Annotated in this window: 18 protein-coding genes and 1 riboswitch; of the genes, 5 read left to right on the top strand and 13 right to left on the bottom strand. The window is 73.9% G+C overall.

What is annotated here, in order from left to right; all coding sequences use genetic code 11:
* Positions 1 to 161 precede the first annotated feature (161 nt).
* From FRAAL_RS04975 to FRAAL_RS04960, 4 genes are all read right to left on the bottom strand, one after another.
* A complete protein-coding gene (locus tag FRAAL_RS04975; protein ID WP_011602346.1) occupies positions 162 to 1,571 on the bottom strand; it encodes a hypothetical protein in 1,410 nt (469 codons plus the stop codon).
* Positions 1,572 to 1,761: 190 nt separating this feature from the next.
* The gene (locus tag FRAAL_RS04970; protein ID WP_011602345.1) at positions 1,762 to 2,892 is read right to left on the bottom strand and encodes a GuaB3 family IMP dehydrogenase-related protein; all 1,131 of its coding nucleotides are present in this window, start codon (positions 2,890 to 2,892) and stop codon (positions 1,762 to 1,764) included.
* Between the two features lie 158 nt (positions 2,893 to 3,050).
* A complete protein-coding gene (guaB, locus tag FRAAL_RS04965) occupies positions 3,051 to 4,673 on the bottom strand; it encodes an IMP dehydrogenase (protein ID WP_041938858.1) in 1,623 nt (540 codons plus the stop codon).
* A complete protein-coding gene (locus tag FRAAL_RS04960; RefSeq protein WP_055749742.1) occupies positions 4,670 to 4,849 on the bottom strand; it encodes a hypothetical protein in 180 nt (59 codons plus the stop codon). The genes guaB and FRAAL_RS04960 overlap by 4 nt, the downstream gene beginning before the upstream one ends.
* Positions 4,850 to 5,060: 211 nt before the next feature.
* Here FRAAL_RS04960 and FRAAL_RS04955 point away from each other — a divergent pair, with 211 nt between their 5' ends.
* Both FRAAL_RS04955 and FRAAL_RS04950 read left to right on the top strand, forming a co-directional pair.
* Positions 5,061 to 5,477 (top strand): DUF5319 domain-containing protein, encoded by a 417-nt coding sequence (locus FRAAL_RS04955; protein ID WP_009740476.1) that lies wholly within the window; start codon positions 5,061 to 5,063, stop codon positions 5,475 to 5,477.
* A 961-nt stretch (positions 5,478 to 6,438) separates the two neighbouring features.
* Positions 6,439 to 6,771 (top strand): WhiB family transcriptional regulator, encoded by a 333-nt coding sequence (locus tag FRAAL_RS04950; RefSeq protein ID WP_011602341.1) that lies wholly within the window; start codon positions 6,439 to 6,441, stop codon positions 6,769 to 6,771.
* Between the two features lie 278 nt (positions 6,772 to 7,049).
* On the opposite strand, the gene groL is transcribed toward FRAAL_RS04950, so the two are convergent.
* Positions 7,050 to 8,702, bottom strand: coding sequence for a chaperonin GroEL (gene groL, locus FRAAL_RS04945; protein WP_011602340.1), 1,653 nt, complete (start codon positions 8,700 to 8,702; stop codon positions 7,050 to 7,052).
* Between the two features lie 126 nt (positions 8,703 to 8,828).
* Positions 8,829 to 9,134 carry a co-chaperone GroES gene (gene groES / locus FRAAL_RS04940; RefSeq protein WP_009740479.1) on the bottom strand — a complete coding sequence of 102 codons (306 nt, stop codon included), beginning with the start codon at positions 9,132 to 9,134 and terminating at the stop codon, positions 8,829 to 8,831.
* A gap of 283 nt (positions 9,135 to 9,417) precedes the next feature.
* Here groES and FRAAL_RS04935 point away from each other — a divergent pair, with 283 nt between their 5' ends.
* Entirely contained in the window at positions 9,418 to 9,714 is a 297-nt protein-coding gene (locus tag FRAAL_RS04935) for a hypothetical protein (protein ID WP_041938856.1), read from the top strand.
* Between the two features lie 78 nt (positions 9,715 to 9,792).
* Here the strand turns inward: FRAAL_RS04935 and FRAAL_RS04930 are convergent, their stop codons facing one another.
* Positions 9,793 to 10,419 (bottom strand): MarR family winged helix-turn-helix transcriptional regulator, encoded by a 627-nt coding sequence (locus FRAAL_RS04930; protein ID WP_011602338.1) that lies wholly within the window; start codon positions 10,417 to 10,419, stop codon positions 9,793 to 9,795.
* 150 nt (positions 10,420 to 10,569) lie between these two features.
* Here FRAAL_RS04930 and FRAAL_RS04925 point away from each other — a divergent pair, with 150 nt between their 5' ends.
* Positions 10,570 to 11,205: an FMN-dependent NADH-azoreductase gene (locus FRAAL_RS04925; RefSeq protein ID WP_011602337.1), complete on the top strand. Its 636-nt coding sequence runs from the start codon at positions 10,570 to 10,572 to the stop codon at positions 11,203 to 11,205.
* Between the two features lie 36 nt (positions 11,206 to 11,241).
* On the opposite strand, the gene rimI is transcribed toward FRAAL_RS04925, so the two are convergent.
* The 5 genes from rimI to glyA all read right to left on the bottom strand — a co-directional run bounded on the left by rimI (position 11,242) and on the right by glyA (position 16,061).
* Positions 11,242 to 11,808: a ribosomal protein S18-alanine N-acetyltransferase gene (gene rimI, locus FRAAL_RS04920; RefSeq protein ID WP_041940176.1), complete on the bottom strand. Its 567-nt coding sequence runs from the start codon at positions 11,806 to 11,808 to the stop codon at positions 11,242 to 11,244.
* Positions 11,809 to 11,972: 164 nt separating this feature from the next.
* On the bottom strand, positions 11,973 to 12,779 hold the full coding sequence (gene tsaB / locus FRAAL_RS04915) for a tRNA (adenosine(37)-N6)-threonylcarbamoyltransferase complex dimerization subunit type 1 TsaB (RefSeq protein ID WP_011602335.1): 807 nt from the start codon (positions 12,777 to 12,779) through the stop codon (positions 11,973 to 11,975).
* 143 nt (positions 12,780 to 12,922) lie between these two features.
* A complete protein-coding gene (gene tsaE / locus FRAAL_RS04910) occupies positions 12,923 to 13,411 on the bottom strand; it encodes a tRNA (adenosine(37)-N6)-threonylcarbamoyltransferase complex ATPase subunit type 1 TsaE (RefSeq protein WP_011602334.1) in 489 nt (162 codons plus the stop codon).
* Positions 13,412 to 13,451: 40 nt separating this feature from the next.
* Positions 13,452 to 14,660, bottom strand: a complete 1,209-nt coding sequence (locus tag FRAAL_RS04905; RefSeq protein ID WP_041938855.1) for an alpha/beta fold hydrolase — start codon at positions 14,658 to 14,660, stop codon at positions 13,452 to 13,454.
* 138 nt (positions 14,661 to 14,798) lie between these two features.
* Positions 14,799 to 16,061 (bottom strand): serine hydroxymethyltransferase, encoded by a 1,263-nt coding sequence (gene glyA, locus FRAAL_RS04900; RefSeq protein ID WP_011602332.1) that lies wholly within the window; start codon positions 16,059 to 16,061, stop codon positions 14,799 to 14,801.
* A gap of 27 nt (positions 16,062 to 16,088) precedes the next feature.
* Positions 16,089 to 16,174, bottom strand: a riboswitch (ZMP/ZTP riboswitch).
* 160 nt (positions 16,175 to 16,334) lie between these two features.
* On the opposite strand from glyA, the gene FRAAL_RS04895 reads away from it, so the two are divergent.
* A complete protein-coding gene (locus tag FRAAL_RS04895) occupies positions 16,335 to 16,682 on the top strand; it encodes a hypothetical protein (protein WP_231861509.1) in 348 nt (115 codons plus the stop codon).
* On the opposite strand, the gene alr is transcribed toward FRAAL_RS04895, so the two are convergent.
* Positions 16,683 to 17,837 carry an alanine racemase gene (gene alr, locus FRAAL_RS04890; protein WP_041938854.1) on the bottom strand — a complete coding sequence of 385 codons (1,155 nt, stop codon included), beginning with the start codon at positions 17,835 to 17,837 and terminating at the stop codon, positions 16,683 to 16,685.
* Positions 17,838 to 17,841: the final 4 nt, after the last annotated feature.

Genomic DNA, 17,841 nt, shown 5'->3' with positions numbered 1-17,841 from the left:
TCTGCGGCCCCGCGCACCGCCTGGCCGTGATCGTGTGGCTATGCGTGATGGACGTCCTACCGTACGGCCGGCAAAAAAGCAATAGCTCGCTGGCGGGTCGCCCATAAGCCCGGAAGGATATGGGGTCTTAGCTCCGACTGACCATGGTACACGGGAGGGAGTCATCGCTTGTCACGACAGGCGGCGTACATCTCGCGCACGATGCGCCGCGACGACTCCGACTGGACGCTGGCGTTGAACCGCTTGTACTCCTCCTCCGTGTAGGTGGCCTCCAGCTTGTCCAGAGTGCAGGTGCAGTACCCCTCGTTGCCGTTGCTGACGTCCAGGCAGGAGCTCAGATACGCCTCGCGGACGGCCTTGCTGTAATGGCCCTTGCCGGCTGCCGCGGCACCCACGGCCGACCCACCGTCCGAGCCGCCCCCGCCGAAAGCGAGGAATCCCGCGACCCCAAGGCCCACGCAGACCAGCACGACGATGGCCGCGATCAGCAGCGGGGGACGATCGCGGGCCTGCCGGAGGAACCCGCCGACGCGTTCGCCCAGCCCCCCGGCGGCGGCCGGGCGGGCGACCGCCGACGCCGGCCTGCGCGGTCCCGACGGTGCCCAACCGGACTCGGGTTCGCCATCGAACTTCGTGCCGCGGCCAGGCTCCGTGCCGCCGAAGGGATTCCCGCCACCGAAAGCGTCGGTGCCGGAGTCACCCTCGTCGTCGAGGTCATCGTCCCAGTCCGCCACACCGGCCGCCCGCGCCGGCGGGGCCCCCGTACCCGTCGGCGCACCGACCCGCCGAAACTCGCCGGTCGCATCGCCGTCGTGCCAGCCCCCGGGGGTGCCGGCGGGGCCGGGGCCCGTGGTGCCGGCGGAAGTCATCCCGGTGGCAGCGGTCGGCGCGGTCACGTGCGGCGGGCCGCTCGGCCCGGCTGCGTCGGCGTCCGGCGGGGCGTCCGGCGAAGCCCACCGCCCGAACTGCCCGGTGCCGCCGTAGGACGCCAGTTCCCCCGTGGTCATGCCAGAGCCAGGGGCCGAGCCGGAGCCGGCGGCCGGGCCGGAGCCGGCGGCCGGGCCGGAGCCGGCGGCCGGGCCGCCAAGGTCACCGGCCGAGCCCGGTCCGCCCGCCGAGCGCACGCCGCCGGTCAGGCCGGCGGCGCCGAACAGGCCGCGAACACCCGGCGGGTTCGCACCGGCCGGCGGTTCGCCCGCGGCCGAGCTTCCGGGACGCGGCGATCCAGGACGGACCTCGTGGCGCACCACGGCGGGCGATCCGAGCCCCGCACCGCGCGCCGGGGCGGCGGCGCCCCGCCCACCGTCCGGCGTGCCACCCGGGCCGGACCCGAAGACCGACCCCGGGTAGGCCGGGGAGCCCGCAGCGGTGGCGTCGGCCAGGCCGCCCGGGCGCGCATCGCCGCCATCACGCGACCCGGCGTCGACGGTGCCGGCCGGCTGCGCCCGCGCCGGGTCGCCGCTGGAGCCTGCCGGCGGCACAGCGGAGGACGGCTGCCACGTCTGGGCGGCTTCGTCCCAGAGGTAGGCGCCGTCATCGCTGACCCAGCGGCCGTGCTCGTCGAGGCGCATCTGTCGTCCTTCGTGCCGGAGACGGACGCTCCCAGGGTGCCATGTCCACCAGGGGTCCGGATCGGCCGGGTACCGCCGCCACCGTCGGGGCGTGGACTGTTCCGCCGGAGTCGGGTATCGGCCCGCCGCGCGGCCGATCGCCCGCAGGGATACCCGCGGCCGGCTCGGGCGCCGACGGCCCCCGGGCCGGTCAGGAGCCGGCGGTCACCATGATCTCGGCCTTCTGGAACTCCTTGAGGGTCGCGTACCCGGTCGTCGCCATGGCGGTCCGCAGACCGCCGGCGAGGTTGAGCAGGCCCGTTCCGGTGGCCGCGCCGGGCCCTGTGACGATCTGCGCCAGGGTGCCCGTCGGGGGGGCCGGCGCCCACCGTCCACGCGGCAGGTCGGAGTGCAGCACGTCCATCGGCCACATCCCGCCCTGGCCCGGCGCGTCCTCTGCCGCCGCCAGCGCCGCGTCCACCATGACCGCGTCGGCGCCACAGGCGATCGCCTTTGCGAGGTCACCGCCGGTCTGCAGGTCGCCGTGCGCGACGACGTGGACGTAGCGGCCACCCGACTCGTCGAGGTAGCGCATCCGGGCTCCGGCGGCGTCCGCGATGGCGGTGGCGAGCGGGACCCCCACCCCGAGCACGTCATGGGTCCGGTCGCCCAGGCCCGAACCGACGCCGACGATGACCCCGGCGGCGCCGGTCCGCATCAGGTGCAGCGCGGTCGAGAACGACGCGCACCCCCCGACCAGCACGGGAACGTCCAGCTCGCCGATGAACCGCTTGAGGTTGAGGGGCTCGCTGCGCCGGGACTGGTGTTCGGCGGAGACCGCGGTGCCGTGGATGACCAGCAGGTCGACACCGGCCGCCAGCACGTGCTGGCTCAGCGCGCGGACCTTCTGCGGGCGCAGCGCCGCGGCGACGACCACCCCGGCGTCGCGCAGCTCGCCGAGACGGCGAGCGATGAGCTCCGGCAGCACCGGCGACTCGTACAGCGCGCGCAGCCGTTCGGTCGCCGCCTGCTGTCCCTCCTTGGCGCCGATCTCGGTGAGCTCGCCGATGTGGTCCTCGGGCTGCTCGTACCGGGTCCACAGCCCCTCGACGTGCAGGACGCCGAGCCCGCCGAGCCGGCCGAGCGCGATCGCCGACGCCGGCGAGGTGACGGCGTCGGCGGCGGCCGCCACCAGCGGCAGGTCGAAGCGGTAGGCGTCGATCTCCCAGGCCAGCGAGACGTCCTGCGGATCGCGGGTCCGACGCGACGGGACGATGCCGACGGCGTCGAGACCGTACGCGACCCGCGCGTTCTTGCCGATACCGATCTCGACCTCTGCCACTGCTGGCGCCTCCTGGTTGGGTCGGCGGGCTCACGCCGGCCGGACACTGACGTACCTGCTCTGGTCGCCCGCGCGCCGACGCCCCCGTCACGGGCACCTGATCGCCGGTGTCGGGACGGGGCCGGGGGGTGACGAGGGGCGCAACCGCGGCGGCGGCCTCAGCGCGAGGAGTTGTAGTTCGGCGCCTCGACGGTCATCTGGATGTCGTGCGGGTGGCTCTCGGTCAGGCCCGCGGAAGTGATCCGGATCAGCTGCGCATCATCCTGCAGCCGCCGGATGGTCGGCGAGCCGGTGTACCCCATCGCGGCCCGCAGCCCGCCGACGAGCTGGTGCGCCACGGCCGCGAGCGGGCCACGGTAGGGCACCTGCCCCTCGACGCCCTCCGGGACGAGCTTGTCGTCGGAGAGCGCGTCGTCCTGGAAGTAGCGGTCCTTCGAGTAGGACCGGGCCCCGCCCCGGCTGCGCATCGCCGCGAGCGACCCCATGCCGCGGTAGGCCTTGTACTGCTTGCCGTTGATGAAGATCAGCTCGCCCGGGCTCTCGTCGACGCCGGCGAGCAGGCTGCCCAGCATGACGGTGTCCGCCCCGACCGCGATGGCCTTCGCGATGTCGCCGGAGTACTGCAGGCCGCCGTCCCCGATCACCGGCACCCCGTGTTCCCGGGCGACCCGGGACGCCTCGTAGATCGCCGTCACCTGCGGGACGCCGACCCCGGAGACCACCCGGGTGGTGCAGATCGAGCCGGGACCCACGCCGACCTTGATCGCGTCCGCGCCCGCGGCGATGAGGGCCGCGGCGCCCGCGCCAGTCGCGACGTTGCCGCCGATGACGTCCAGGGGCCGACCGTCGACCCCGGTCGGGATGTCGGTCTTGATGCGGCGGACCATGTCCGGCACGGCCCGCTGGTGGCCGTGGGCGGTGTCCACGATGAGGAAGTCGACGCCCGCCGCGACGAGGACCTGCGCCCGCTTGTAGGCGTCCTCGCCCACCCCGATCGCGGCACCGACCATCAGCCGGCCGTCGGCGTCCTTGGTGGCATGCGGGTACTGCTCACGCTTGGTGAAGTCCTTGACCGTGATCAACCCGCACAGCCGACCCTGATCGTCGACGATCGGCAACTTCTCGATCTTGTGCCGGCGCAGCAGCTCCAGTGCGTCCTCGGGCGACACGCCGACCGGCGCGGTGATCAGCGGCATTCGCGTCATGACGTCCTGCACCCGGCGGGAGTAGTCCCGCTCGAAGCGGATGTCGCGGTTGGTCACGATCCCGACCAGCCGGCCGTCCGGCTCGGTGACCGGAACACCCGAGATGCGGTAACGCGCCATGAGCACGTTCGCGTCCTCGAGGGTGGCCTCCGGCCCGCAGGTCACCGGCGCGGTGATCATCCCGGACTCGGACCGCTTCACCATGTCGACCTGCTGCGCCTGGTCCTCGATCGAGAGGTTGCGGTGCAGCACCCCGACGCCGCCCTGGCGCGCCATCGCGATCGCCATCCGCGCCTCGGTCACCGTGTCCATGGCGGAGGACACCAGGGGCACGGCGAGGGAGATGGACCTCGACAACCGGGTCGTGGTGTCGGCCTCGGCGGGCACGAGATCGGAGGCCGCCGGCAGCAGCAGGACGTCGTCGAAGGTCAGGCCCAGCATTGCCAGCTTTGGCGGCACCGGTGCGTCGGCTCCCAACAGGTCCACCTGGGAGTCGACGGAGCCACCCGCCGACGCCGCGCGAGCCGACGTGCGGGGAGCCGACGGGGAGTGATCGGTGGCGACGGGAGCGTTCATGGCACCTTCCGTTCCGCGATGACCGGTGCCGCGGCGCTGACCGGTACCGCGGCGCTGGGAACCCGCCCGGCGGCCACGGCCCCGCCGGATGCCTGGTGGGCGGCCGGCCCGGCCGCCCACCAGGCGGAACGGGTCATCAACCCGTCACCGGCGAGCCGGTCGCCAGGCGGCGGCATGTACCCCATCGTAGAGGTCGGTGGCGCTTGTGGGCGGTCGCGGCGTGACGGAGATCGCGGCAGGTCCGCCGCGGGCGGCTCATCCGGGGTCCGACCAGCGCCACGCGGGTCGCGCAACAGCAGACGGACCTACACGGACCTGTCCACAAGCACTGCACAACGGTGCCGAGACTCCTGATCGGGACCACTTAGCAGTCCGGGCAAGCGTAGCGTGGTCGACGTGAGCGACGAGCCTGTCGACCCCTTCGCGGGTGACCCCGAGGATCCGGCCGCCGAGCTCGCGCGCCTCGACTCCGTCGACGACCTCGACCTGCTCGAACCGCTGTCCTTGCACGAGCGGGAGGAGGTCCTCGCCGAGCTGGGAGACCTCGACGTCTTCCGCACGCTGCTCGAGCCGCGCGGCTACCGCGGCCTCGTCGTCGACTGCGAGGGCTGCGCCGAGCCCCACTACTTCGACTGGGAGCTGCTGGCTGGCAATCTGCGCAACCTCCTCAACGAGGGGCGGACGCGCGTCCACGAGCCGGCCTTCTCTCCCGACCCGTCGTGCTACGTGAGCTGGGAATATGCCCGCGGCTTCGCCGACGGCGTGTACGAGGCCTCAGCCGCCTCGGAGGCCGACTCCCGCTGAGCCCGGGCACGTCCCCGGCCTGGCGGGAGCCCCCGCGGGTGGAGGCGGGAGCCACCGCGGGCAGGTCCAGTAGCGCCTGTGCGCCGGACCTCCCCCTCCGGCCGCCTGGGCGCACCCGCGCCGCCGTGACCACCTTCGCGTTCTCGCCGCGGGACCGTCGCCGCGCATGTGGTCGGCGGCGTGCACCCGGCCGATCACCGGGTTCGCCGGCGCCACACCACGCCCCCTCCGGCCCACCATCGCGGGCTCCCGAGCCCTGTTCTCGGCGATCCCGACGGCCGGCTTCGACTCCGGCCGGCGTCCCGGCGCCGCCCGCGCGCCTCCCGCCGACCCGCCGCCATTACGACTTTCGGGCCAGCCCGGACTGTCCGTTCCCGGACAGTCCGCGGGCAGCCCGGCGCCACCTGTCGCCCGCTGGCATGTCCCTGCCAGCCGACGGTCGACCCAGGGCGTTCCCCGGCCGTCCGACGTCGGCTCTCCATCGGTCGCTTGTACCGGTTAATCCGTTTTGTTTATTTCTTCCGTTTCGCACGATTAGTCCGGCGCCGGTGGCCCCGCCGGGGATATGCCGGGCCGCGGAGGCCGCCCAGGCGGCCCCGAGTTGCAGCCTTCGCCGGTGACGTTCCGGCCGGGCCGTGTGACCAGGCGATCGCCGGGGTAGGCGAACCACCGTCCACGAAGTTGTCCGCCGGACCCACGGACCGGACGTCCCTCCCGATTCCGGATCCGTCCGGGCGGCCGGTGGCACCGGACGGGAGGCCTCGCCCGGTCACGCGACCATCGGACGACCCGTGGATCCGCGCCGCGTCCCGGCGGGGGCTGTGCCGGCGCGGCACACCGGACCTGACGACAGGCGACGCGGGGTCGCCCGGGTGAATTTTTTCAAGATCACCGAAAGGGTGACCGTACTACGGTGAGCCCGCGGCGCTTGCCGCTCAGGTCGAAAGGGGGGCTCAGGCCGATGACCGACGTCCGACGACTTCCCGGCCCCGGCGCGGAGAAGTGGGAGTGGCAACTGCATGGCGCGTGCCGCGGGGAGAGCACCGAGCTGTTCTTCCACCCGGAGGGCGAACGCGGACCGGCCCGGGCCGCCCGCGAGGCCGCGGCCAAGGCGATCTGCGCCCGGTGCCCGGTCATCCGCGCCTGCGGGGAGTACGCACTGACCGCCCGGGAGCCCTACGGCGTCTGGGGAGGGCTCAGCGAATCGGAACGGGAGGCGATCCTCACCGGCCGCTCGCGGCGGGGGGTGGCTCGCCGCGTCCCCGCGCGGCCGGGGCTCGCGCCGGCCTGCTGACCGGCCCCGCGGCAGGTGACGACTTGGCCGGACATCCGATCCCGACCATGACGATCACCCGCGACGGGTGAGCGGGCCCACCGGCCGGTCTCGCCCAGTCGTTCGGGTGGCGCCCGCCGGCCGGCCGCCCTTCGTCGAGCGGCCGGCCGCCGGATGAACACCCGGAAACGGCGACGGCCCGCTCGGACCCCTGATCGGGGACCGAGCGGGCCGTTTCGCTGCCGCGGGCGGGGCGCCGGCCGGAGTCACCCGGCCGGGCCTCGCGGGACGGCTTCCGATCAGAAACCGGGGCCCTGCGGGTGGCTGTGCCCGTGGCTGTGGCCGTGACCGTGGGAGTGCCCATGGTCGCCGTCGGACACCGCCGGCTTCTCGACGACGAGGCTCTCCGTGGTGATGAGCAACGCCGCGATCGAGGCGGCGTTCGCCACCGCCGAACGGGTGACCTTGACCGGGTCGATGACTCCGGCCGCGATCAGGTCGGTGTACTCCCCGGTCGCGGCGTTGTAGCCGTGACCCGGTGCGAGGTCCTTGACCCTGGCGACGATGACCGCGCCCTCCAGACCCGCGTTGCGCGCGATCCAGTTCAGCGGGGCGTCGAGGGCCGTACGCACGATCCGGACACCGGCGAGCTCGTCCCCGGTGCGGCCGAGGCCGTCGTCGAGGACGGAGGTGACGTGCGCCAGGGCCGCGCCGCCGCCGGCGACGATGCCCTCCTCGATCGCCGCGCGGGTCGCCGAGACGGCGTCCTCGAGGCGGTGCTTCTTCTCCTTGAGCTCCACCTCGGTGGCGGCACCCACGCGGATGACCGCGACCCCGCCGGCGAGCTTGGCGAGCCGCTCCTGGAGCTTCTCGCGGTCCCAGTCGGAGTCGCTGGTCTCGATCTCCGCCTTGAGCTGGCGCACCCGGTCGGCGACCGCGTCGGCCTCGCCGCCGCCGTCGACGATGGTGGTGTTCTCCTTGTCCACCACGACGCGCCGGGCCCGGCCGAGGTCCGCGAGGGTCACCGCGTCGAGCGAGAGCCCGACCTCGCCGGCCACCACCTGGCCGCCGGTGAGTACGGCGATGTCCTGCAGCAGCGCCTTGCGGCGGTCCCCGAAGCCGGGCGCCTTCACCGCGACGACCTGGAAGGTCTTGCGGATCGAGTTCACCACCAGGGTGGACAGCGCCTCGCCCTCGATGTCCTCGGCGATGATCAGCAGCGGCTTACGCTCCTGCACGACCTGCTCGAGGATGGGCAGGATCTCGTTCAGCGCCGAGATCTTGCCCGGGTACAGCAGGACGTACGCGTCCTCGAGGATGGCCTCCTGCGAGTCGGCGTCCGTGACGAAGTACGGCGAGATGTAGCCCTTGTCGAACTGCATCCCCTCGGTCAGCTCGAGGTCCAGCCCGAGGGTCTGGCTCTCCTCGACCGTGATGACGCCGTCCTTGCCGATCTTGTCGATCGCCTCGGCGATCAGCTCCCCGACCTGGGTGTCCTGGGCGGAGATGGCGGCGACCTGGGCGATCGTCTGCCTCGAGCTGACCTCGATCGCCTGCTCCAGCAGGGCGGCGGAGACGGCCTCGACGGCGGCCTCGATGCCCAGCTTCAGCGACAGCGGCGCGGCCCCCGCGGTGACCTGCTTCAGACCGAAACGGACCATCGCCTGGGCGAGCACCGTCGCGGTGGTGGTGCCGTCACCGGCGACGTCGTTGGTCTTGGTGGCGACTTCCTTGGCGAGCTGGGCACCCAGGTTCTCGTACGGGTCTTCCAGCTCGACCAGCCGGGCGATCGTCACCCCGTCGTTGGTGATCGTCGCCGCGCCGTAGGACTGGTCGATGACGACGTTGCGCCCACGCGGGCCGATCGTCACCTTGACCACGTCGGCCAGCGCGTTGACGCCGCGCTCGAGCGCGTGGCGGGCGTCCTCGTTGAACGTGAGAATCTTCGGCATACCTGGTTGTCCTCCCGACACCGATGACCGGTGGGAAACCGCAAGGGCGCGCCCCGCCGGCGGGCCCGGCGGAAACCGGACGGCCACCAGCGGGGCGCGCCCCTTGCGTTGCTACCGGCGAGCGGTCTACTTCTCGATGATCGCGAGGACGTCACGAGCGGAGAGCACGAGGTACTCCTCGCCCGAGTACTTGACCTCGGTGCCGCCGTACTTGCTGTAGAGCACCACGTCGCCGACCTTGACGTCGAGCGGGACGCGCTTGCCGTCCTCGAATCGACCCGGGCCGACCGCGAGGACGGTGCCCTCCTGGGGCTTCTCCTTCGCCGTGTCCGGAATCACGATGCCGGATGCGGTGGTCTGCTCGGCGTCGGAGGGCTGCACAACGATGCGGTCCTCGAGAGGCTTGATAGCAACCTTGGTGGCGGTCGTCACGATCGACCTCCCCCTTCCTGCGCTGGATGAGAGAGCGACCCTGGCGGCCTGCCGTCGCGGGTGAACAGGCGCCTGTTGTCGCTGGCACTCTCACGTGCCGAGTGCCAACCTAGCACCCGCACCACACACGTCAACCAACAAGGTCGGATCTGTCAAGACGGCCGGGAACCGGGCACCGCCCGCCCGACCGCGCCGGCCGCGCCGACTCGCCCCGGCCCCTTCCCGGCGCGGGACCGCGCAACCGGCCCCGACCGCCTTCGGCCACGCTGGATGGGACCCGGACATGATCTGGATGTGGGAGGCCAGGGCGACGCCCGGCCGCCTGACGGACCTGCGGGACTGGGCTGTCGCCGCCCTCGGCGGCCGAAAAGGTGAGGTATATCTCAGTCGCCAACCGGGGGGTGACCTCGTCGTGATGATCCTCCGGCTGCCCGACGCCGCACCGACCGACGTGGCCGCCGGCCCGGACACCGCCACCACCAACGAGCCCGCCACGGCTCCGCTGCCGCCGCCACCCGACGGACTGGTCGCCGGTACCCCCCACGCCTGGCCGTTCCACCAGGTCCACCCCGCCCACTGAGCCCAGCGCCACGCCGGTGTCGGCCGCGCCGGTCCATCCCCGCCCCTGGCACCTCCGTGGCCACCGCCTGAGCCGCGGTCAGCCGCCGGCGGCCGCCCGTTGCCCGCGGTCGCCGCCCGGTGCGGGTTCACCGCCCGTGGGGCAGTCGTCCGCCGACGGGCACCCGGCCTCGTGCGCCTCGATCTCCCGCCGAGCCGCGTCGCAGGCGGCCGCGCCGTGGGTGGGATCGACGGCCAGCAGCCGCGCCGCGATCCGGCGCAGCAGCGCGACGAACCGCTCCCGCTCCTGCGGGGCCAGCCCGGCGAGCACGTGCTGATCGACGAGGCGACGGTCCTCCTGGGTCGACGCGTACAGGCGCGCCCCCTGGTCGGTCGCGGTGATGATGCGGGCCCGCCGGTCGGCCGGGTCGGGATGGCGCTCGACCAGACCCGCCCGCTCGAGATCGTCGACGAGGCGCACCATCACCGTCCGGTCGATGCCGAACCGGCGGGCCACCTCGATCTGGTTGCGCGCCTCGCCGCCGACGGCCGCGCCGAGGACGTGCAGCGCGCGCAGGCCGCCGGGTAGTTCGCCGACCGCGGCGGCCGAGGCCGCGAGGTAGCCGTACTGCACCTGGCCCAGCAGCCAGCCCAGATCCTGCCCGAGATCCTCGGGCAGGCCGTCGGCCCCGGTCTCGGGCTCCGCGGCCGCTGCGGCGTCGCTCACCGCCCCAGGGTACCCGTCCCGGTCAGAGTAATCTCCCCCCAGATGAGTGCTTGTAGAGACGATTTATCCATCAGATAGTCTCTCTACAGATCTTCGCGACAGCAGAAGATCTCAACTTATGACGACCTGTGGAACAACGGAGGCGCCGCAATGCCCAACCTGCTGCACGTGGACGCGAGCCTGGCTCAGGAGGGCTCGACCTCCCGATCGCTGGCCGCCACCTACATCGACGCCTGGCGCGCCGCCCACCCCGACGGCACCGTGACCTACCGCGATCTCGCCCTCACGCCCCCGCCGCACCTCGACTGGGCCACCCTCTCGGCGGCCTTCACGCCGCCCGAGCAGCACACCCCGGAGCAGACCGAGGGCGTCAAGCTGCGCGAGGAACTGATCGGCGAGCTCGAGGCCGCCGACGAGCTCCTGCTGTCGCTGCCGATGTACAACTACTCGGTGCCGTCCACGTTCAAGGCGTGGGTGGACCAGGTGATCCTGGTCGGGCGCACCCTGCAGCAGCCTCCGGCGGAGTCGGTGCTGACCGGTGACCGCGTCACCGTCATCGCCACCCAGGGCGGTTCGTACGGGGTGGGCACGCCCAAGGAGGGCTGGGACCACCAGCTCCCCTTCATCGCCCACGTCCTCGAGTCGCTCGGGGCGACCGACGTCGAGCTGGTCCGGGTGGAGATGACGCTCGCCCCCGTCAACCCGGCGCTGGCCGACTTCACCGACGTCTACGAGCGCAGCCGCGCCGCGGGCGAGAGCGCCCTGCGGGCGCGGGCGGCGGCCTGAGTCAGCGCGACCGGCCGGGGCGCCCCGGCGAGCCGGTCACGGCTCCAGGCGCACCCGGCCGGGCAGTGCGCGTTCGACCTCGTCCAGCAGCGCGGCGTATCCGACCGTGTCGATCGGTCTGGCCCGCATGACGTAGGCGTCGCCGCCGGAGGGCTGGTAATAGCCGCGGCGCACGCCGATGTCGACGAAACCGAGCCGGGTGTACAGCGCCCGCGCGGCATGGTTGTCGGTACGGACCTCCAGCCCGCAGGAGCGGGCCCCGGCCCGACGCGCGTGGCGCAGCAGGGCGATCATCAGCCGAGCGCCCACCCCGCGGCCCCGGATCCGCGGCACGACGCCGACGGTCTGGATGTAGGCGCCGTCGTCGGCGAGCGCCAGCCCCGCGTAACCGATGATCGCGGACAGGTCGTGCGCGGCCGCCCCTCGGGGCTGCCACAGCGCGGTCAGGTAATGCCGCTGGTCGCCCTGGGCCAGTTCGGACCAGAACAGCTCCGCGGTCCAGGGGTCGGTGGCGAAGACGGTCGGTTCCAGCTCGGCGACGGTGGCGACGTGCCACCAGCGCATCGGAACGAGCACCAGATCCAGATCGCCGTCCGGCCCCAACTCGCCGTCCGGCCCCCGGTCGCCGTCCTGCCCCCGCTCGCCGTACTGCCCCAACGCACGGAGCCGGTCCCGTTCGCGGTTCTCGTCCTGCGCTCGGTTCCGGTCCGGTTCGATCGGCGTGGCGGCGCTCGGCGCCACGCCGTCGGGTTGCGGTAGCCGCCGCGTCACACCCTGACCGGCTTCGGCGCGTGCGGTTCGGTCGCGTCCGGCCGCCGCAGGTAGAGCGGAGCCAGGACGCTCGGATCGCGACCGGCCAGCAGGTCCGCCCCGGCGAGACCGACGAGCAGCTCCGGACGCGGATACCCGCCCGCCGGCGTGCCTGCGCCCGCCCCGGCCGCCCCGCCATTCCCGGTCGCGCTATTCCCGGTCGCGTCATTCTCGGTCACGTCGTCGTCGATGGTGGCGAACCCGGCGAACGGTTCCGGGTACAGCGCCCGGCCGGGGCCGGTGACGGCGCCGACGCCGAGCTCCCGCAACGTCTGGGCGACCTGCGCCGGACGCCCCACGGCGGGATCACCCACCCGGACCCCGCCGACGTAGCGGGCCCAGTAGACCTCGCGGCGCCGCGCGTCGGTGACCACGCCGACCGCGCCGGCCGTGGCCGCGCCGATACCGTCGAGCGAGCAGACGCCGTGCACGGGGATGTCCAACGCGTCCGCGAAGGCCGCGGCGGTCACCATCCCGACCCGCAGGCTGGTGAAGGGCCCGGGCCCGGCCCCCACGACGACGGCCGCGAGGTCCGACGGGCGCGCGCCCGCCTCGTCGAGGACCGCCCGCATCGACGGCGCGAGCAGCTCCCCGTGGCGGCGGGCGTCGACGGTGACAACGCTGCCCCGCGGCCAGACGTGCACGCCGGGGCCGGCGGGATCACCGGCCGCCGCGCTCCCCGCCCGCGCGGGATCGGAGGCGGTCAGCTCGGCGAGCGCCACCGCGCACGCGGCCGTGGATGTGTCGAGGGCCAGCACCAGCACGCATCCAGACTACGGACCGCCGCATCGGCCACGTCGGGTACCCGCCCCACCGCGGCCCGGCGCAGGCCGCGCGCTCGATCCGCGGCGGTGGCGGCACGCAGGCGGCGCGCTCAGTCCGCGGCGAGGTCGCGCAGCCGGCGCGCTCAGTCCGCGGCGAGGTCGCGCAGCCGGCGCGCCCAGCTCGGGCCGGTGGCGACGAGGCGGACCGTCCTGGTCTCGCCGGCCTCGTCGGCGGTGGGCCGGGTGAGCACGAGCTCGAGATGGTCCTGGGCGAGCCCCTCGACCAGCCCGGCGCCCCATTCGACGACGGTCACCGAGGTGTCGGCGTCGGCGTCGAGGTCGAGGTCGTCGACCTCGGTCACCCCGCCGAGCCGGTAGGCGTCGACGTGCACGAGCGGGATCCGGCCGTCCGGGTAGATCCGCGCGAGCACGAACGTCGGCGAGGTGACCGTCTCCCGCACGCCGAGCCCGGCGGCGATGCCCTGGGTGAGGACCGTCTTGCCCGCGCCGAGCGGGCCGGAGAGCACGAGCAGGTCGCCCGGGCGCAGCAACACGCTCAGCCGGGCGCCGAAGTCCCGCATCCGGTCCGCCGTGGGCACGACGACCACGTCGCGCTGCCGGGCGGCGTTCATGCCCATCACCTCCTCGCGGGCCCGGGTCGACCGGGACCGGTCAGGCGGCCGTCCCGCCGGCGTCGCGGTCGGCGACCGCCGCCCGGTCGGCCGACGGGGCGCCATCCGCGGCGGCGCCGACCGGGGCGGCACCCACCGAGGCGGGCGGGAGACCCGACCGCGACCGGGGCAGCGGCAGCGAGAACTCGGCGAGTGACCGCTGCACCAGCCTGCGGATCGCGGCGTTCACCGCCTCGGGCCGCTCCAACATGATGGCGTGGCCGGCGTCCTGCTCGACGACCAGCTCCGCGTCGGGCAGGATCTCGGCGATCGTCCGGCTGTGTGCCACCGGGGTGATCAGGTCGGCGTCGCCGACGACCAGCACGGTGGGAATCCCCACCAGGCGGGCGGCGGCGTCCAGCCGGTCGTTGTCGAGCAGGGTGGGCAGGAACGCGGCGATCACCGCTACCGAGGTGTCCGAGACCATCGTCTCCAGGAACGTGACCACCGCCGGCGGCAGATCGGTCGCGCCGAAACCGATCCGGCGGGTCACCTCCCAGGACATGTCGCTGCCCCGCCCGCGAACCCGCTCCAGCAGGCCCGAGGTGTGCCGCATGCCGACGGCGATGCCGGGCAGCACCCGACGCACCACCGCCGTCGCCAGCGCGGGCAGCCCGAGGGTCACCTGGGCCAGCTCCGACGCGCTGGTCGACAGCAGCGCCACTCCGACGATCCGGTCGTCGAAGAGCTCGGGATGGGCGTCGGCCAGGCCCAGGACCGCCATGCCCCCCATCGAGTGGCCGACGAGGATGATCGGCCCGCCGGGCACCCGTTCGCGGATCACCTGGTAGAGGTCGTCGGCGAGCACGTCGATGGTGCAGTTGCCAACCTCGGACGGCCCGGAGCGCCCGTGCGCGCGCTGGTCGAAGAAGACCATCCGGCCGAGGTCCGCGAGGGCCTGGTGCTGCAGGGTCCAGCACTCGGCGGACACGCAGAACCCGTGCACGAACACCAGCGTCAGCGGCGCGTCCGGCGGACCGGTCTCCTCGACGTGCAGCGGCACGCCGTCGGTCGCGATCACCGTGGCGACACGGCCGCCGATCGGCTCCAGCGCCGGCTCCGGCGGCCCGTCCGGCCGGGTGCGGCGGCGGCGGATCGCCCGCTGCTGCGCGACCAGGCCGGCCGCGACGGCCGCGCCGACCACACCGACCGATCCCGTGGCGGCGCGTGCCGCCCGGGAACCCGCGAACGGGCCCACGGTCCTCACCATCGGTGCTCCCTCCTCCGGGCTGCCCTGAACCGATGATGCACCGCGGGGGCGCCCGGAGCAGGCGTCACGTGACGCACGCGTAACCACGCTCCGGACCCGGCGGGTCGGAGCGTGGTCGCGCGTGGAGCGCCGCGACGATCAGGCGAAACCGGGCATCGGGAAGCCGCTGACCAACTCGGTGACCTGCTCCCGGACCCGGCCGATCGTCGCGGTGTCGCCGGCACCGGCGGCCTTGACGACGTCGTCGATCCAGCCGGCGAGCACCGGCATGTGCGCCGGGGTCAGACCGCGGGTGGTGATCGCGGCGGTGCCGAGCCGGATGCCGGAGGGGTCGAACGGCTTGCGCTTGTCGAAGGGCACCGCGTTGTAGTTCAGCTCGATCCCCGCCGCGTCGAGCGCCTTGGCCGCCGGCTTTCCGCCGATGTCCTTGCCGGTGAGGTCGATGAGGATGAGGTGGTTGTCGGTGCCCCCGGTGACGAGGTCGAACCCGCGCTCCACCAGTGCCTCGGCCAGCGCGCGGGCGTTCGCCACGACCGCGTGGGCGTAGTCGCGGAACGCGGGCGTCGAGGCCTCCCGCAGGGCGACCGCGATGGCCGCCGTGGTGTGGTTGTGCGGGCCGCCCTGCAGGCCCGGGAAGACCGCCTTGTCGATCGCCGTGGCGTGCTCGGCGTCGGTGAGCAGCATGGCCCCGCGCGGGCCGCGCAGCGTCTTGTGCGTGGTGGTCGAGATCACCGGAGCGTGGCCGACCGGGGAGGGGTGGGCACCGCCGGCGATCAGCCCGGCGATGTGCGCGATGTCGGCGACGAGCACCGCGCCCACCTCGCGCGCGATCTCGGCGAAGGCCGGGAAGTCGATCGTCCGCGGGATCGCCGTCCCGCCACAGAAGATGATCTTCGGCCGCTCGGTGCGGGCCAGGTCGCGCACCTCGTCCAGGTCGATCCGGCCGGTGTCCGCGCGCAGCCCGTAGCGGACGCTGCGGAACCACCTGCCGGTCGCCGACACGCTCCAGCCGTGCGTCAGGTGGCCGCCCATCGGCAGCGACAGGCCCATGACCGTGTCCCCGGGCTGGGCGAAGGCGAGGTAGACGGCCAGGTTCGCCGGCGAGCCGGAGTACGGCTGGACGTTGGCGTGCTCGACGCCGAACAGCGACTTGGCCCGATCGACGGCCAGCGTCTCGATCGGGTCGACGACCTGCTGACCCTCGTAGTACCGCCGGCCGACGTACCCCTCGGAGTACTTGTTGGTCAGGACGGAGCCGGACGCCTCCAGCACCGCGGTGGAGACGTAGTTCTCCGAGGCGATCAGCCTGATCGACGCGTGCTGGCGGGCGGCCTCGGCCTCGACCAGCCCGGCGAGCTCGGGATCGGCGACGGTGAGTTCGGGAAGCGGGGGATTGTGCATGCTGACCTCCGGCAGGTCTCATCCGGCCGGAGGCACCCAGGCGCACGGCACCGACCCGCTCATCGCTCCCCGGTGGTCAGTTCCACCTCTGTGCGCCAGTCGCGACTCCCAGCCAAGTGTAGCCACCGGTCTCCCCGGACCCGGCACGGCCGACATCTGTCCGATCGGTCGGCCGACCGACAGCACGGCCGGGTCACATCCGGGCCGCCGGGCCGGGCCGAGCCGGGCGGAGTCCCTTACCGTGGAACGAGGCCGGGACGCCCGGTGGGGGCGGTGGATGTTTTCGTTGCGGAGGCGGGAATCGTGAAGCTGGCGTGGCGCAGGAGCAAGGACATCCCGGTGAGCGCCGGTCGCGGCCTGACCGGCCCGGAGCGGGCCGCCGCGCTCGGGATGGTCGACGAGTCCGAGCCGGAGGCGGAGCTGGAGCTGACGCCCGCCGCGGCGGCCCCGGCCGCCCCCGGCCCGGTCATGCTGACGCTGACCACCCGTTCGAAGATCGAGCAGGCCGAGCGGGAGGCCACCGAGGCCGCCGCCCGTCCGGTGCGCCGCCGGATCGAGCGCGGCGCGCTCGGCGGCAGCGCCCCCACCGGCGGCGGCTGCTCCTCCGGCGGCTGCGGCTGATCAGACGTAGACGCGCGGGACGCGCTGGCCGATCCGGGTCACGATCTCGTAGTTGATGGTGCCCAGCGCCACGGCCCAGTCGTCCGCGGTCGGCTCGCCGAGGTCGCCCGGGCCGAACAGCCGCACCTCGTCGCCCGCGGCCACCTCGTCGTCCCCGACGTCGAGGACGAACTGGTCCATGCAGACGGTGCCGGCGATGCGCCGCCGGCGGCCGCCGAACAGCACCTCGCCGGTGTTCGTGGCGGCCCGGGGGATGCCGTCGGCGTAGCCCAGCGGTACCAGGGCGAGCGTCGTCTCCCGCGCCGTGGTGTAGCGGTGGGCATAGGACACGCCCGTGCCGGCCGGCACCCGCTTGACCAGCGCGGCATGGCTGACCAGCGACATCGCCGGCCGAAGGCCGAACCGCGCGGGCGGGCCGACCTCCGGGCCCGGGGAGAGCCCGTAGACCGACACCCCGGGCCGCACCAGGTCGAAGTGGGCCTCGGGGCTGACCAGGGTCGCCGCGGAGTTCGCAAGATGCCGCACGGTCGGCGCCAGCCCAGCCTTCTCGGCGATGTCGACCGCGTCCCGGAACGCCCCGATCTGAGCCTGCACCGTCGCATGCCCGGGGGCGTCGGCGAACGCGAAGTGGCTCCACACCCCGAACGCCTCGATCACGCCCTCGGCCTGCAGCGCCGCGGCCTGGTCACACAACCCCGGCCAGTCGCCGGGCATCGCCCCCGCCCGGCCGAGGCCGGTGTCCGCCTTGAGGTGCACCCGGGCCGGTCGGCCAGCCAGCCGCGCGGCCGCGGCGATCTCCGTGAGGGTCCAGGACGCGGAGGCCGACACGTCGATGCCGGCCGAGATCGCCTCGCCGAAACGCTCACCGGGCGTCGCGAGCCAGCACAGCACGGGCGCGGTGATCCCGGCCGCGCGCAGCGCGAGCGCCTCCTCGAGGACGGCCGTGCCCAGCCAGCTCGCCCCGGCGTCCAGGGCAGCCCGGGCGCAGGGAATCATGCCGTGGCCGTACCCGTCGGCCTTCACGACGGCCATGGTGGCGGCGTCGCCGGCGCGGGCCGCGAGAGCGGCCACCGAATCACGGACCGCGTCGAGCTCGACGGCGGCATACGTCCGGGGTTCGCTGCTGGCGGACGCCCCTGGCCCCTGCACGCTCATGGCC

It is taken from the genome of Frankia alni ACN14a, from assembly GCF_000058485.1.
Taxonomy (GTDB): Bacteria; Actinomycetota; Actinomycetes; order Frankiales; family Frankiaceae; genus Frankia; species Frankia alni.
This window is presented reverse-complemented; position numbering and strand designations above follow the sequence as displayed.

Bases quoted from the DNA above. Each gene is read 5' to 3' on its own strand.
- FRAAL_RS04975 (WP_011602346.1), bottom strand. From the start codon at position 1,571: ATGCGCCTCGACGAGCACGGCCGCTGGGTCAGCGATGACGGCGCCTAC.
- guaB (WP_041938858.1), bottom strand. From the start codon at position 4,673: ATGAACGCTCCCGTCGCCACCGATCACTCCCCGTCGGCTCCCCGCACG.
- FRAAL_RS04960 (WP_055749742.1), bottom strand. From the start codon at position 4,849: ATGCCGCCGCCTGGCGACCGGCTCGCCGGTGACGGGTTGATGACCCGT.
- FRAAL_RS04950 (WP_011602341.1), top strand. From the start codon at position 6,439: ATGACCGACGTCCGACGACTTCCCGGCCCCGGCGCGGAGAAGTGGGAG.
- groL (WP_011602340.1), bottom strand. From the start codon at position 8,702: ATGCCGAAGATTCTCACGTTCAACGAGGACGCCCGCCACGCGCTCGAG.
- FRAAL_RS04935 (WP_041938856.1), top strand. From the start codon at position 9,418: ATGATCTGGATGTGGGAGGCCAGGGCGACGCCCGGCCGCCTGACGGAC.
- FRAAL_RS04925 (WP_011602337.1), top strand. From the start codon at position 10,570: ATGCCCAACCTGCTGCACGTGGACGCGAGCCTGGCTCAGGAGGGCTCG.
- tsaE (WP_011602334.1), bottom strand. From the start codon at position 13,411: ATGAACGCCGCCCGGCAGCGCGACGTGGTCGTCGTGCCCACGGCGGAC.
- FRAAL_RS04905 (WP_041938855.1), bottom strand. From the start codon at position 14,660: ATGGTGAGGACCGTGGGCCCGTTCGCGGGTTCCCGGGCGGCACGCGCC.
- glyA (WP_011602332.1), bottom strand. From the start codon at position 16,061: ATGCACAATCCCCCGCTTCCCGAACTCACCGTCGCCGATCCCGAGCTC.
- alr (WP_041938854.1), bottom strand. From the start codon at position 17,837: ATGAGCGTGCAGGGGCCAGGGGCGTCCGCCAGCAGCGAACCCCGGACG.